This is a genomic window from Virgibacillus ainsalahensis, assembly GCF_055380755.1.
Window position 1 is genome coordinate 70,095 of the sequence record NZ_AP043943.1, and the last position, 13,824, is coordinate 83,918.

General features: G+C 41.9%; 13 protein-coding genes. All 13 read left to right on the forward strand.

All coding sequences use genetic code 11. The features are described from left to right. Positions 1–29 precede the first annotated feature (29 nt). Entirely contained in the window at positions 30–1,640 is a 1,611-nt protein-coding gene (locus tag ACZ427_RS00320) for a CTP synthase (protein ID WP_461176760.1), read from the forward strand. A 604-nt stretch (positions 1,641–2,244) separates the two neighbouring features. Continuing rightward, positions 2,245–2,604, forward strand: a complete 360-nt coding sequence (locus ACZ427_RS00325) for a response regulator (protein WP_461176761.1) — start codon at positions 2,245–2,247, stop codon at positions 2,602–2,604. Positions 2,605–2,706: 102 nt separating this feature from the next. Beyond that, positions 2,707–3,564: a class II fructose-bisphosphate aldolase gene (locus tag ACZ427_RS00330; protein WP_461176762.1), complete on the forward strand. Its 858-nt coding sequence runs from the start codon at positions 2,707–2,709 to the stop codon at positions 3,562–3,564. Between the two features lie 38 nt (positions 3,565–3,602). Continuing rightward, positions 3,603–4,244: a fructose-6-phosphate aldolase gene (gene fsa / locus ACZ427_RS00335; protein WP_461176763.1), complete on the forward strand. Its 642-nt coding sequence runs from the start codon at positions 3,603–3,605 to the stop codon at positions 4,242–4,244. A 228-nt stretch (positions 4,245–4,472) separates the two neighbouring features. Next, on the forward strand, positions 4,473–5,762 hold the full coding sequence (locus tag ACZ427_RS00340) for a UDP-N-acetylglucosamine 1-carboxyvinyltransferase (protein ID WP_461176764.1): 1,290 nt from the start codon (positions 4,473–4,475) through the stop codon (positions 5,760–5,762). Between the two features lie 126 nt (positions 5,763–5,888). Continuing rightward, positions 5,889–6,857 carry a class II fructose-bisphosphatase gene (glpX, locus tag ACZ427_RS00345; protein ID WP_461176765.1) on the forward strand — a complete coding sequence of 323 codons (969 nt, stop codon included), beginning with the start codon at positions 5,889–5,891 and terminating at the stop codon, positions 6,855–6,857. Positions 6,858–7,957: 1,100 nt separating this feature from the next. Then, complete coding sequence (rho, locus tag ACZ427_RS00350) at positions 7,958–9,238, forward strand: transcription termination factor Rho (RefSeq protein WP_461176766.1); 1,281 nt, start codon at positions 7,958–7,960, stop codon at positions 9,236–9,238. Between the two features lie 151 nt (positions 9,239–9,389). Beyond that, positions 9,390–9,635, forward strand: coding sequence for a type B 50S ribosomal protein L31 (locus tag ACZ427_RS00355; RefSeq protein ID WP_461176767.1), 246 nt, complete (start codon positions 9,390–9,392; stop codon positions 9,633–9,635). Positions 9,636–9,893: 258 nt separating this feature from the next. Further along, positions 9,894–10,514, forward strand: a complete 621-nt coding sequence (locus ACZ427_RS00360; RefSeq protein ID WP_461176768.1) for a thymidine kinase — start codon at positions 9,894–9,896, stop codon at positions 10,512–10,514. Between the two features lie 171 nt (positions 10,515–10,685). After that, positions 10,686–10,886 (forward strand): hypothetical protein, encoded by a 201-nt coding sequence (locus ACZ427_RS00365; protein WP_464883490.1) that lies wholly within the window; start codon positions 10,686–10,688, stop codon positions 10,884–10,886. A 271-nt stretch (positions 10,887–11,157) separates the two neighbouring features. Next, a complete protein-coding gene (gene prfA, locus ACZ427_RS00370; protein ID WP_461176770.1) occupies positions 11,158–12,228 on the forward strand; it encodes a peptide chain release factor 1 in 1,071 nt (356 codons plus the stop codon). Position 12,229: 1 nt separating this feature from the next. After that, positions 12,230–13,081: a peptide chain release factor N(5)-glutamine methyltransferase gene (gene prmC, locus ACZ427_RS00375; RefSeq protein WP_461176771.1), complete on the forward strand. Its 852-nt coding sequence runs from the start codon at positions 12,230–12,232 to the stop codon at positions 13,079–13,081. 82 nt (positions 13,082–13,163) lie between these two features. Next, on the forward strand, positions 13,164–13,766 hold the full coding sequence (gene spoIIR, locus ACZ427_RS00380) for a stage II sporulation protein R (protein WP_461176772.1): 603 nt from the start codon (positions 13,164–13,166) through the stop codon (positions 13,764–13,766). Positions 13,767–13,824 lie beyond the last annotated feature (58 nt).

Below are 13,824 nucleotides of genomic sequence, written 5' to 3' on the forward strand. Positions count from 1 at the left end.
GAGCATAAGTGAAGAAAGAGGGATGAAAAGTGACAAAATATATATTTGTGACAGGCGGCGTTGTTTCCTCATTGGGAAAAGGAATTACTGCTGCTTCACTTGGTCGTTTATTGAAAAACCGAGGATTGAAAGTGACGCTTCAAAAGTTTGATCCTTATATCAATGTGGACCCTGGGACAATGAGTCCATATCAGCATGGAGAAGTTTTTGTTACAGAAGATGGCGCAGAAACGGATTTGGATTTAGGGCATTATGAACGTTTTATTGATAATAACTTGAATAAATACAGCAATATTACAACAGGAAAAGTATATTCCAGTGTCATTCGTAAAGAACGCCGCGGTGATTATTTGGGTGGTACAGTTCAGGTAATCCCACATATTACCAATGAAATTAAAGAACAGGTCTTCCGCGCAGGTGAGGCGACAAAGGCAGATGTGGTTATCACAGAAATCGGTGGAACTGTTGGTGATATTGAGTCACTTCCATTCCTTGAAGCGATTCGGCAAATTAAAAGCGATGTTGGCAGAGATAGTGTAATGTACATTCATTGTACACTTGTTCCATATATTAAAGCAGCAGGTGAAATGAAAACAAAGCCTACCCAACATAGTGTGAAAGAATTACGTTCTCTTGGCATACAGCCGGATACGATTGTTTTACGTACAGAACATGCAATCAGTAAAGAAATGAAAGAAAAAATTGCCTTATTCTGTGATATTAATGAGCATGCAGTAATTGAAATGCTTGATGCAGATACACTTTATCAAGTTCCTATTTCGCTACAGGAACAAAACCTCGATCAGCTGACATGTGATCATTTCGGTCTGGACTGTGGCGTGTCAGAAATGGAGGAATGGAAAGCACTGGTGGACAAAGTACGCAACCTTTCCAAAAAAGTGGATATTGGACTTGTTGGGAAGTACGTTGAACTCCCGGATGCATACCTTTCCGTAGCGGAAGCACTGAAGCACGCAGGTTTTGCGTATGATGCAGATATTAAGATTCATTGGATTAACTCCGAGAAATTGGATGAAGCGACTATTCAAAAAGAATTAAATCACGTAGATGGAATTCTCGTGCCTGGAGGATTTGGTGATCGCGGAATCGATGGAAAAATCGAAGCAATTCGTTACGCCCGGGAAAACAATATTCCATTTCTAGGTATATGCTTGGGGATGCAGCTTGCGACAGTAGAATTTGCCCGCAATGTGCTAGGGTTAGAAGGTGCACATTCAGCAGAAATCAATCCACAAACACCTCACCCTATCATTGATTTGCTTCCGGAACAAAAGCATATTTCTGACATAGGAGGAACATTAAGACTTGGCATCTATCCATGTAGATTGCAGGACGGCACGAAAATAAAAGCAGTATATGATGATGCAGATATGATTGAAGAACGTCACCGCCACCGTTATGAATTTAACAATGACTACCGTGAACAAATGATAGAAAACGGCTTCCTGTTCTCAGGTACCAGTCCTGATGGAAGACTGGTGGAAACCATTGAATTAGCGGACCATCCATGGTTTGTGGCAAGTCAATTCCATCCGGAGTTCACATCAAGGCCAACCAGACCACAGCCTCTATTCAAAGGGTTTATCGGTGCTTCCGTAGACTATCAGGAAAACAATTAATGATTAATGATTAATCATGGCACTTTTTGTAAATTTTGTTGCGCTTTAATGCTGTTGATATAAATGCGGCGTAACATGAAATTATGGTTGGTGCGATTATACGCGACTGAAATACACTACGCGCACCTTAGGGTGACCCGTGAACCTCCTCGAATTCCGTTCTGTGGGGTCTCACTTTGGCCACTATTCTGAACAGGCGTCTCCGTATATTTCCTTCGCTGGTATTGTGCTTTTCAACTTTAAAAAGTATTTATTGCTTGATTCATTCCAACAAGGGCTTGCACTTTTACGGTGGTTGATTGGAGCGGTGGGTAGTCGACTCCTGCGGGAAAAGCAACAGCTGAAGACCCCACAGGAAGTGGTTTTCTTCCGAGGAGGCTGAAGCGTTGCCCGCGGAAAGCGACTGCCCGGAGCGGAAATCAACATGCTCTTATAGAATACAGTTTAAGGATTAGAAGTCCCTGAATAAGAAAATTGCTTCGACAGCAAGATTCGCTTATTCGGGGACTTTTTTTCTGTTTTGGCAGGAGAATCCTAAACTTGTATAGAAACTACATATAGTGTTGGAGAAATTATTGTGTCTTCAGGGGAAGGGGAAAGGTCTATGGGGAAAGAGATATTAGTGGTGGATGATCAGCCCGGTATCCGCTTACTATTAACAGACCTTCTATCAAATGAAGGGTATCACATAACTACAGCTTCAACAGGGAAAGAAGCTGTGGATTATGCAAATTCAAATACGTTTGATTTACTCATTATAGATTACAAACTCCCTGTTCTGGACGGTTCGGAGGTCCTGCAGAAGCTGGAAGAGAATAAAATGAAGCTCCCCGTTATTGTAATAAGCGGACTGGTAGAAACGATCGATCAAGAACTACAGCAATACAATAATGTGAAAGCTGTTATAGGCAAGCCATTTGATATAAGTGGATTTATAGAAGAGGTCAAAGTAATTTTCGGATAAATTTCAAGCTTCAGTTGCGACATTGGATGGAAGTTGGTATTCTTATAATGTGTTTAAATTTATTCAGGAAGATGAACGAGTCATCTAAGAGGAGGATATAAGATGCCATTAGTATCTATGAAAGAAATGCTTGAACAAGGAAGGAAAAATGGTTATGCGGTAGGTCAATTCAATATAAATAACCTAGAGTATATACAAGCCATTCTTCAGGCAGCTGAAGAGGAGAAATCACCGGTTATTCTTGGTGTATCTGAAGGTGCAGGGAGGTATATGGGTGGCTTTAAAGTAATCGTGACATTGGTGGAATCCCTAATGGAAGCTTATGGTACTACAGTGCCTGTGGCCATTCACCTGGATCACGGTTCAAGCTTTGAAAAATGTGCAGAAGCCATTCATGCAGGGTTCACTTCCGTAATGATTGACGCATCTCATGATCCCATTGAAGAAAACATTGCTACAACCAGCAAGGTAGTAGAATTAGCACATATCCATGGTGTTTCTGTAGAAGCAGAACTGGGTACTGTTGGCGGACAAGAAGATGACGTAGTAGCTGAAGGCGTAATCTATGCAGATCCTAAGGAATGCCTGGAACTTGTTAACCGTACCGGCATTGATTGTTTGGCTCCTGCACTTGGTTCTGTGCATGGTCCTTATAAAGGTGAACCAAACCTTGGATTTAAAGAAATGAAAGAAATTCACGATACAATCGTATTGCCGCTTGTACTTCATGGCGGGACAGGCATTCCGACAAAAGACATCCAGCATGCAGTATCTCTGGGTACAGCGAAAATCAATGTAAATACGGAAAACCAAATGGCACAGGCAAAACGCGTACGTGAAGTATTAGCAGAAAAACCTGACCTTTATGATCCACGTAAATACTTGGGACCAGGAACAGAAGCAATTAAAGAAACAGTTATAGGTAAAATGCGTGAATTCGGGTCTTCACAAAAAGCTTAATTTAATTAGGCTATAACATTTACAAGGGGGAATATGCAATGAAATTTTTTATCGATACAGCGAATATTGACGATATACGTTCAGCAAATGCACTTGGTATTTTATCCGGGGTAACCACAAATCCAAGCCTAGTGGCAAAGGAAGGCGTATCCTTTCATGACCGTTTAACTGAAATTACGGCAGAAGTTTCAGGTTCTGTCAGTGCTGAGGTTATTTCCGAGGATGCGGAAGGAATGATCAGTGAAGGAAAGGAACTTGCTGCAATTGCTCCAAATATTACAGTGAAAGTTCCGATGACACTGGAAGGGTTAAAAGCAGTTAAAGCATTAAGTGAGTTAAATATCAAAACGAATGTAACACTGATTTTTAATGCAAACCAGGCGCTTCTCGCAGCACGGGCCGGTGCTTCATATGTATCACCATTCTTAGGCCGCTTGGATGATATCGGTCAAAATGGCATGGATTTGATTGCAACAATAGCAGAAATGTTTGACCGTCATGGTATCAAATCGGAAATTATTGCTGCATCCATCAGACATCCACTACATGTTACGGATGCTGCGTTGAATGGAGCACATATTGCTACAATCCCTTACAATGTATTGGAAAAACTTGTGAAACATCCACTAACCGACCAGGGAATCGAAAAATTCCTGGCAGATTGGAACAAACAAAAATAATTGCATAAAACTGGAAAAACTGCAGATAGTAACATTAAAGGCTGAATGGGATGGACCTGCGACGAATATCATAGACAAGAAATATTGCCTATGACTCGAGTCGCTCGCCCATGAAGCTGGATAATATTATAGGCTCCGGTTTTCTAAACCGGAGCTGATTATAAATAACTTCAAAGATGTGTGTGTTCAAATAATATTTGAGCAACCCGGAAAAGTGGGGTTTTCTAAATGCAAAAAATGTTAGTTGAAGGTGGCCATCCATTGAATGGCAAGGTTCGAATCAGTGGTGCAAAAAACAGTGCTGTAGCTTTACTGCCTGCAGCCATATTAGCAGATTCTAATGTAACCATTGATGACCTCCCGGATATTTCTGATGTATATACACTCGGAGATTTATTGGAGGAGATTGGTGGTACTGTAGAATGGGGACCAAACCAAACGGTAAGCATCGACCCATCGAATATGATTGCGATGCCACTGCCTAATGGGAAAGTGAAGAAGCTTCGTGCTTCCTATTATTTTATGGGGGCAATGCTTGGGAAATTCAATAAAGCTGTGATTGGTCTTCCAGGAGGCTGTTTCTTAGGACCTCGGCCAATTGATCAGCACATTAAAGGATTTGAAGCACTTGGTGCCGAAGTGACGAATGAACAGGGCGCGATCTATTTGCGTGCAAAAGAGTTGAGAGGTGCCAGAATTTACCTAGATGTTGTCAGTGTTGGTGCGACAATCAATATCATGCTTGCAGCAGTAAAGGCTAAAGGAAAAACAGTCATTGAAAACGCTGCCAAGGAACCAGAAATCATTGATGTGGCAACACTTTTAACAAGCATGGGAGCAAAAATTAAAGGTGTGGGCACAGACGTTATCCGAATTGAAGGTGTTCCTTCCCTAAATGGTTGTAATCACACGATTATACCTGATCGTATCGAAGCGGGAACATATACGATTGCAGCTGCAGCCCAAGGGAAGGAAGTTATCGTCGATAATGTCATTTCCCAACATCTGGAATCATTACTGGCCAAATTGAGAGAAATGGGCGTATCCATAGAAGAAAGCGATGAACAATTGCTAATCACACCGAGAAATCCGTTGAAAAGTGTAGATGTCAAAACACTTGTGTACCCCGGGTTTCCAACAGATCTGCAGCAGCCTTTCACATCATTATTAACAAAAGCAGTGAATACAGGGGTAATTACAGATACAATCTATGCTGCGCGTCTGAAGCATATTGATGAATTAAGGCGGATGAATGCAAACATAAAAGTAGAAGGCGGATCAGCCATTGTGTCCGGACCTGTCCAACTGGAAGGTGCTAAAGTAAAGGCTTCCGATCTGCGTGCAGGAGCTTCCCTAATTGTTGCCGGATTGATGGCGGACGGAATTACGGAGATTACGGGACTCGACCATATTGATAGAGGTTATGAAAAAATTACAGAGAAATTGACAAGCCTCGGTGCAAATATTTGGCGCGAAGAGATGACAGAGCAGGAAGTCGTGGAATTTCAAAATTCTTAAAAACAAGCACAAGGCGTAAATGAGAGTCCCTGCTCTAATTAATCGCTACCAGATTTCCCTGTTATTCGATATAAATATTCCTTTTGGGATGAGGAAATATGATTGAAAACAAGGGAGAGGTTAAATATGGAGAGAAGTTTATCAATGGAAATTGTTCGTGTGACGGAAGCTGCAGCCTTAAAGTCAGCCCGCTGGATGGGCAGAGGGAAAAAGGAAGAGGCAGATGACGCTGCGACAACAGCGATGCGGGACGTTTTTAATACGGTGCCGATGGAAGGAACTGTAGTAATTGGAGAAGGTGAAAGAGATGAAGCACCAATGCTGTATATTGGTGAGGAGCTCGGGACAGGCTCTGGTCCAGGAGTTGATGTAGCAGTTGACCCTGTAGAAGGAACAGATATTGTTGCACAAGGGTCCTGGAATGCGCTTTCTGTAATTGCTATTGCAGATAAAGGTACGCTTTTGCATGCGCCAGATATGTATATGGAAAAAATTGCAGTAGGACCTGAAGCAGTTGGCAAAGTCGATATCAATGCTTCCACACGTGAAAATCTAAGAGCAGTTGCCGAGGCAAAAGGTAAGGATATTGAAGATGTGGTTGCAACGGTTTTAGATCGTCCGCGTCATTCGAAATTAATCGAAGAAATTCGTGCAACAGGGGCAAGAATTAAATTGATTCCGGCCGGCGATGTGGCAGCGGCAATGAACACTGCATTTGATGGTACTGGTGTGGATATTTTGCTCGGGACAGGTGGTGCACCTGAGGGAGTATTGGCAGCGGCGGCTTTAAAATGCCTTGGTGGGGAAATCCAGGGAAAGCTTATTCCAGCAAATGATGTGGAAAGAGATCGCTGTATACAAATGGGAATTGACGATCTGGAAAAAGTATTTTACATGGATGACTTTTGCAGTGGGGACGATGCAATTTTTGCTGCAACAGGAATTACAGACGGCGAGTTATTAAAAGGTGTCCAATTTAAGGGAACGAGGGCAACAACGGAGACAGTTGTTATGCGGGCAAAAAGTGGTACCGTCCGTTTTATAGACGGTAAACACAGCCTGCAGAAAAAGCCTAACCTGGTCATAGAGCCATAAAATTTAATCGGAAAGGGAAGCCATTCTTATGCCTGGCTTCCTTTTCCATTAAGTGGTTAAGAGCATGTCTTCACCATCTCTAATAAATCAGCTAATTTACCCAGAAGGCTGTTATCTAAAAGATTGGGACTGCGATTACGCGACACATCGATATGTTACTTTTGACACAAAAGATATAAAATGCGACATAACTTGAAATGAAGGTTGGAGCTTTTTAACCGCTACGGAAATACACTACGCTTTCCGCGGGTGACCCGTGAGCCTCCTCGAACTCCGTTCTGCGGGGTCTCACTCTGGCCACTGTTCCCGCAGGAGTCTCCGTATATTTCCTTCGCTGGATTGTGCACTGCAAATTATCGCATTTATTGTTTGATTTAAGTCACGTATAGTTATGCACTTTTAAGATGGTTGATTGAAGCGGAGGACCGTTGACTCCAGCGGGAACAGCACGAGCTGAAGACCCCGCAGAGTGGGTTTCTCGAGGAGGCTGAAGCCGTGCCCGCGGAAAGCAACGGTCCGCAGCGGAAATCGACATAGCAGTTACGTCGTCTTTTATATCAAGTGCGACGTTAAATAGCAATACGAAACGAGCCAACCAGAAAAAGGTAAAATCTTGATTCGTGGTGGTTATATTGAATAATTTTTCCCGTTCTAATAACAGTTGTTTTCATAGAAAAGTATAAACTATAACGGAAGCTTTTACTGTCAGTACTTCGTAAAAGCCCGGATTTCTAAAGATATTCTAGTAAAAAATAAAAATAGAGTTGAATATTGCCTTTCAAAAGAGTAATATATGGTATATGTTTAATACAAGTTTTCCTTGGCTATCATTAATATACATAAGTGTTAACACAGATAGGGTGGAGTTTAGCCAACAACATATCTGTCACAGGAAAAATTAAATGTTTTGAATATCAGTTCAAATAAGGCAATTATCTGCATCCAAGACTCGGGTACTTGTCAAGTTTACTAAAAATAAACGGACTTCTGACTTTGCTTCTGACAAACCTTCATCTCTTCAAGGACAGACCTTCCAACCGAAGTGGAAAGCATGAAAAGTATATTTTACAAAATAGAAACTGAATAGGCGTGGTGATTTAATGGCTGCATTAACAATCTCTCATTTAGAGACATTAACATTAAAAGAAATATATGCTTTGGCAAAAGAATACAAAGTATCATATTACGCAAAATTAACAAAAAAAGAACTCATTTTTGCAATTCTGAAAGCACAGGCAGAAAAAGACGGATATCTGTTTATGGACGGGGTTTTGGAAATAATCCCATCGGAAGGTTTTGGTTTTCTGAGACCAATTAATTATTCTCCGAGTGCAGAGGATATCTATATTTCAGCCTCACAGATTCGCAGATTTGATTTGAGAAATGGGGATAAGGTATCGGGGAAAGTCCGGCCTCCAAAGGAAAATGAGCGCTATTACGGATTACTGCATGTGGATGCGGTGAATGACGAAGACCCGGATTCATCAAAAGATCGTGTTCATTTTCCTGCTTTAACTGCACTATATCCGGATCGGATGATGCATCTTGAGAATGAAAATGCAAAACTTTCTTCCCGGATTATGGATTTAATGACACCAGTCGGGTTTGGACAACGCGGTTTAATCGTTGCACCACCAAAAGCTGGTAAGACCATGTTGTTAAAAGAAATTGCTAACAGTATCTCAAAAAATCATCCGCAGGCAAAACTGATTATCTTATTGGTTGACGAACGCCCGGAGGAAGTTACTGATATCGAACGCTCTGTATCATCTGATGTGGATGTCGTCAGCTCCACTTTTGATGAAGTTCCGGAAAGCCATATCAAAGTCTCGGAACTGGTGTTGGAACGTGCCATGCGGTTAGTGGAACATAAACGGGATGTCATTGTACTGATGGATAGTATTACACGGCTTGCACGTGCGTATAATCTGGTCATACCTCCAAGCGGTCGAACGCTTTCCGGTGGTATTGATCCGGCGGCTTTCCATCGTCCAAAACGGTTCTTCGGCGCCGCGAGAAACATTGAAGAAGGTGGCAGTTTTACCATTCTGGCAACTGCATTAGTAGATACAGGGTCCCGTATGGATGATGTCATCTACGAGGAATTTAAAGGTACAGGAAATATGGAACTGCACTTGGATCGCAATTTGGCAGAACGCCGAATTTTCCCTGCAATTGATATTCTCCGGTCAAGTACGCGAAAAGAAGAATTGCTTGTTGAAAAAAATCAACTCGACAAAATGTGGGCAATTCGTAAAACAATGCAAGATTCACCAGATTTTCTCGAGCGTTTCCTCAAGCGGTTAAAAGCATCGAAAACGAACGAGGAATTTTTCCAATTGATGGATGATGAGATGAAGCGTAAAGGAATGAAGCGATAGGGCAGGAATTAAATGTTTCCACGCTATTGCAATCAAACGGGGAGACTGTTATAATCTTTCTATGTGAGTTTAGATAAGGTACCCAAACCTATGACATCTCTTACAATAACTCTGCTTCCAAAGGATTCAGGGCAAAAAGGAGTGGAAAGACATGAAAAAAGCAATTCATCCGGAGTACAGAAAAGTAGTATTTCTTGATACTAGCTCTGACTTTAAATTCTTAACTGGTTCAACACAATCCTCAGAAGAAACGATTGAATGGGAAGATGGGAACACATACCCATTGATCCGTGTTGAAATCAGCTCAGATTCACACCCGTTCTACACAGGTAAGCAAAAAGCAGACAAAGTCGGTGGACGTGTAGACCGATTCAAGAAAAAATATAATATGAAATAAAAGTGGAGCCGACCGTTCAGGTGTGACTGCAGAAGCAAGAGACTGTAAAATGCCAAACGGGTTGACTTTCGCATATTTCATAAAAAAAGAGACAGGCAAAATGTCTATATTTTGCCTGTCTCTTTACTTTGCGGACAATAAACCATTGGCAAAAGTCAAGTTTTCTAATAAAACCAGGTTAGAAATGCCACGAGTAGTGGTAAACTACTGAATATGTATCAATAATAATGAACACCAAATGGAGAGGGAGAACCCAGAATGTATGTGATGAAACAAAGCGGTTGGATAGAAGTAATTTGTGGCAGCATGTTTTCCGGAAAATCAGAAGAACTGATTCGCCGTGTTCGCCGGGCAACATACGGTAATTTATCTATTCGCGTATATAAACCCGCTATTGACAATAGATATGATGGGGAAACTGTTGTCTCCCATAATGGAACATCCACGGTAGCCCGTCCGGTAAACAGTTCTCATGACATTTTGCATGATATGAACTGGGATGTGGATATCGTCGGAATTGATGAAGCCCAATTTTTTGATGAGAAACTGGTAGAGGTAGCAGAGGAATTGGCAAATCAAGGTATCCGGGTAATCATCGCTGGTCTGGATACTGATTTTCGCGGGGAGCCATTCGGACCGATGCCGAAGCTTATGGCTTTATGTGAATCCATGACAAAACTTAACGCAATTTGCCCAATATGTGCATCGCCTGCCAGCCGCACCCAGCGTTTAATTGATGGCAAACCTGCATCCTATGACGATCCAATCATCCAGGTCGGTGCTTCTGAATCCTATGAACCAAGATGCCGTCACCACCATGAAGTACCAAACAAACCAGGCAGTAAATTAGAAAACATTTCGTTGAAAGTTATGAAATAAAAAAGCGCCCATATGGGGTGCTTTTTTTATGAGCTGGGAGGGTGGATGTTGCATGGGCCGAGGGCGATGTTTAGTGAGAAAAGGTTGATGTCGCTTGGGACGGGGTAGAAGTTTAGCAGGAAAAAGGCGATGTCGCCTGGGTCAGGGGTGATGTTAAGCAGGAAAAGGTTGATGTTGCATGTTTCGAGGTCGATGTTAAGCAAGTTAAGGTTGATGTCGCCAGGTTCGGGGTCGATGTTAATCGAGAAAAAGGCGATGTTGCATGGTTCGGGGGCGATGTTAAGCGAGAAAAGGTCGATGCGGCCTGTTTCGAGGTTGATGTTAATCGAGAAACAGGCGATGTCGCCAGGTTCGGGGTTGATGTTTATCTAGAAAAGGTCGATGTCGCCAAGTTCGAGGTCGATGTTAAGCAAGAAAAGGTTGATGCCGCCAAAGTCAAGGGCGATGCTATACAAGAAAAAGGTGATATCACCCAAGTCAAGGTCGATGTTAAGCCGGATTCATTCGATGTTTCTCAAAACTCCACATCGAAGTGATAAGCCCTACTCCAAATAACCACAGCGAACATCCACTCAAATTAACTTTGACCTTACCCTATCAGTATAATATAATTAGACTGTTAATCAAAAAAGAGGTGACCGTGATGTTAGATCGTTTGCAATCATTGGAAAAACGTTATGATAAGTTAAATGAAATGCTGAGTGATCCTGAAATTATAAGTGATACAGATAAACTACGTGAATATTCGAAGGAACAGTCTGACTTAGAAGATGTAGTTCAGGCCTATCGTGAATATAAAGAGACTACAACACAATTAACGGATGCGAAAAAAATGTTGGAAGACAGCCTGGATGATGAGATGGAGGACATGGTGAAAGCGGAAATTTCCGAACTTAAACAGGCTGAAGAGGAAATGGAAGAGAAGTTGAAAATCCTGCTACTTCCAAAAGACAAGAATGATGATAAAAACGTATTTATGGAAATTCGCGGTGCAGCAGGTGGCGATGAGGCAGCTTTATTTGCAGGTGACCTGTATCGCATGTATTCCCGTTATGCAGAATCCCTTGGCTGGAAGACGGAAGTAATGGAAGCAAGCTCTACAGGGGTGGGCGGATATAAAGAAATTATTTTCATGATTAGTGGTACCGGTGCGTATTCAAAATTAAAATACGAAAATGGTGCACACCGCGTGCAGCGTGTACCGGAAACGGAATCCGGCGGGCGTATTCACACGTCAACTGCGACGGTAGCTATTTTGCCGGAAGCGGAAGATGTAGAAGTGGACATTAATGAAAAAGATATCCGTGTAGATACATTTGCTTCCAGTGGACCGGGTGGCCAAAGTGTAAACACAACGATGTCAGCAGTTCGTCTGACACATGAGCCGACTGGGATTATTGTATCCATACAGGATGAAAAATCTCAGATTAAAAACAAAGAAAAAGCAATGAAGGTGCTCCGTGCCCGTATTTATGATAAATATCAACAGGAAGCACAGGCGGAATATGATGAATCCAGGAAATCAGCGGTAGGTACAGGGGATCGTTCGGAACGAATCCGCACCTATAACTTCCCGCAAAACCGTGTGACCGATCACCGCATTGGGTTGACCATCCAAAAGCTTGATCAGATTCTGCAGGGTAAACTGGATGAATTCATCGATGCCTTACAGATTGAAGAACAAACGAAAAAGCTCGAGCAAATTGGTGAATAATATGCATACAAAACAATATGAAGTCCTTCAGTGGGCTTCTCTTTTTTTAGAGGACCATAATCGAGAGCCGAAAGTTGCGGAAATCCTCCTGCAGCATCATTTAAATGTATCCCGGTCAACATTTTTCGCGATGATGCGGGATGTCGTTCCGGAAACAGTTGTGGAAAAATTGAAATCAGACATCCGAAAACATGCAGAAACCGGCATCCCCGTCCAGCACCTTACTGGAAATGAAATGTTCTATGGTCGTAACTTCCTGGTCAATGAACATGTTCTTATTCCAAGACCGGAAACCGAAGAGCTTGTCTGGCATGTCATTCAAAAAGCCAAAAAGCAAAAGCATCCGACCATCATTGATGTCGGCACAGGAAGCGGTGTAATTGCTATCACACTTGCGTTGGAATTACCGGATGCAACCGTTTATGCGACAGATATTTCCAAAAAGGCATTGGAAATTGCCCATGAAAATGCGGCCCTTCACAAGGCAGATGTTTCTTTTTTACAGGGGGATTTCCTGCAACCATTTATGGATAAGAACCTGCATGCAGATATCATCGTCTCGAATCCGCCGTATATTGCGAAAGCAGATGAATCCCTGCTTTCTGATACAGTGAAAAATTTTGATCCGAAACTTGCATTATTTGCAGATGAAGATGGACTCGCTGCCTATAAAAATATAATCATACAATCAAAGCAAGCAGTGAAATCGGGTAGTCTTCTCGTATTTGAGATTGGTCATCAACAGGGAGAAGCAGTATGTGCACACGTGAAAAATGCTTATCCCACAAGTGAAGTTGGTATCATTCAGGATATCAATAAAAAAGACCGGATTGTCACAGCAAAAATAAAATAGCAAATTACTAGAATACTAGTTTAAAATCATTTAGACCTGCCCATACTGATCTTACATGAATCAGTTCAAGGGGGAATTCTTAATGAAGAAACTAGTATTTTTTGCATTTATATTATTTATTATATTCTTGAGTTTACCTGTAAATGAAGTAAGTGGGGAAAAAGAAGACGAATTGGATTATGAAGTCATTCCGGATGATGCAATCCGGTTGCGCATCCTTGCTAATAGTGATAGTGAAGCAGATCAGGCATTGAAACGCGAAGTGCGTGATAGGGTGAATGAGGAAATTACCGAATGGGTTGCAGAAATAACAGACATTGATGAAGCGAGAGAGCTGATTGAATCACGCATTCCGGAAGTCGAAACCATTGTTGCAGATGTTTTAAAGGAGAATGATACAGTAGATGATTTCGAGGTTGAATATGGATCAGACATCACGTTTCCGACAAAGTTATATGGTTCTTTCCTGTACCCGGCAGGTGAATATGAAGCAGTTTTAATTACAATTGGTGAGGGCAAAGGTGACAATTGGTGGTGCGTGCTTTTCCCACCACTATGTTTTCTGGACTTTTCCAATGGCACTAGTGTAGCCGCAGCTGCAGAGAGTGAAAGCCTGGAGGAAGAAGTGGAAGAGGAAGAGGATGAAGCGGAAGTGAAATTTTTTCTATTTGAATGGTTTAGCTGAGCATGAATTCATCCAGTTGTGCATAGAATGATAGAGAAAATGGAATCCTATTAGGAAA

What these genes read in the sequence shown, in the direction of transcription:
- ACZ427_RS00355 (WP_461176767.1), top strand. Translation starts at nt 9,390, where the DNA reads ATGAAAAAAGCAATTCATCCGGAGTACAGAAAAGTAGTATTTCTTGAT.
- ACZ427_RS00360 (WP_461176768.1), top strand. Translation starts at nt 9,894, where the DNA reads ATGTATGTGATGAAACAAAGCGGTTGGATAGAAGTAATTTGTGGCAGC.
- ACZ427_RS00330 (WP_461176762.1), top strand. Translation starts at nt 2,707, where the DNA reads ATGCCATTAGTATCTATGAAAGAAATGCTTGAACAAGGAAGGAAAAAT.
- glpX (WP_461176765.1), top strand. Translation starts at nt 5,889, where the DNA reads ATGGAGAGAAGTTTATCAATGGAAATTGTTCGTGTGACGGAAGCTGCA.
- ACZ427_RS00365 (WP_464883490.1), top strand. Translation starts at nt 10,686, where the DNA reads ATGTTGCATGTTTCGAGGTCGATGTTAAGCAAGTTAAGGTTGATGTCG.
- rho (WP_461176766.1), top strand. Translation starts at nt 7,958, where the DNA reads ATGGCTGCATTAACAATCTCTCATTTAGAGACATTAACATTAAAAGAA.
- ACZ427_RS00325 (WP_461176761.1), top strand. Translation starts at nt 2,245, where the DNA reads ATGGGGAAAGAGATATTAGTGGTGGATGATCAGCCCGGTATCCGCTTA.
- prfA (WP_461176770.1), top strand. Translation starts at nt 11,158, where the DNA reads ATGTTAGATCGTTTGCAATCATTGGAAAAACGTTATGATAAGTTAAAT.
- spoIIR (WP_461176772.1), top strand. Translation starts at nt 13,164, where the DNA reads ATGAAGAAACTAGTATTTTTTGCATTTATATTATTTATTATATTCTTG.
- fsa (WP_461176763.1), top strand. Translation starts at nt 3,603, where the DNA reads ATGAAATTTTTTATCGATACAGCGAATATTGACGATATACGTTCAGCA.
- ACZ427_RS00340 (WP_461176764.1), top strand. Translation starts at nt 4,473, where the DNA reads ATGCAAAAAATGTTAGTTGAAGGTGGCCATCCATTGAATGGCAAGGTT.
- prmC (WP_461176771.1), top strand. Translation starts at nt 12,230, where the DNA reads ATGCATACAAAACAATATGAAGTCCTTCAGTGGGCTTCTCTTTTTTTA.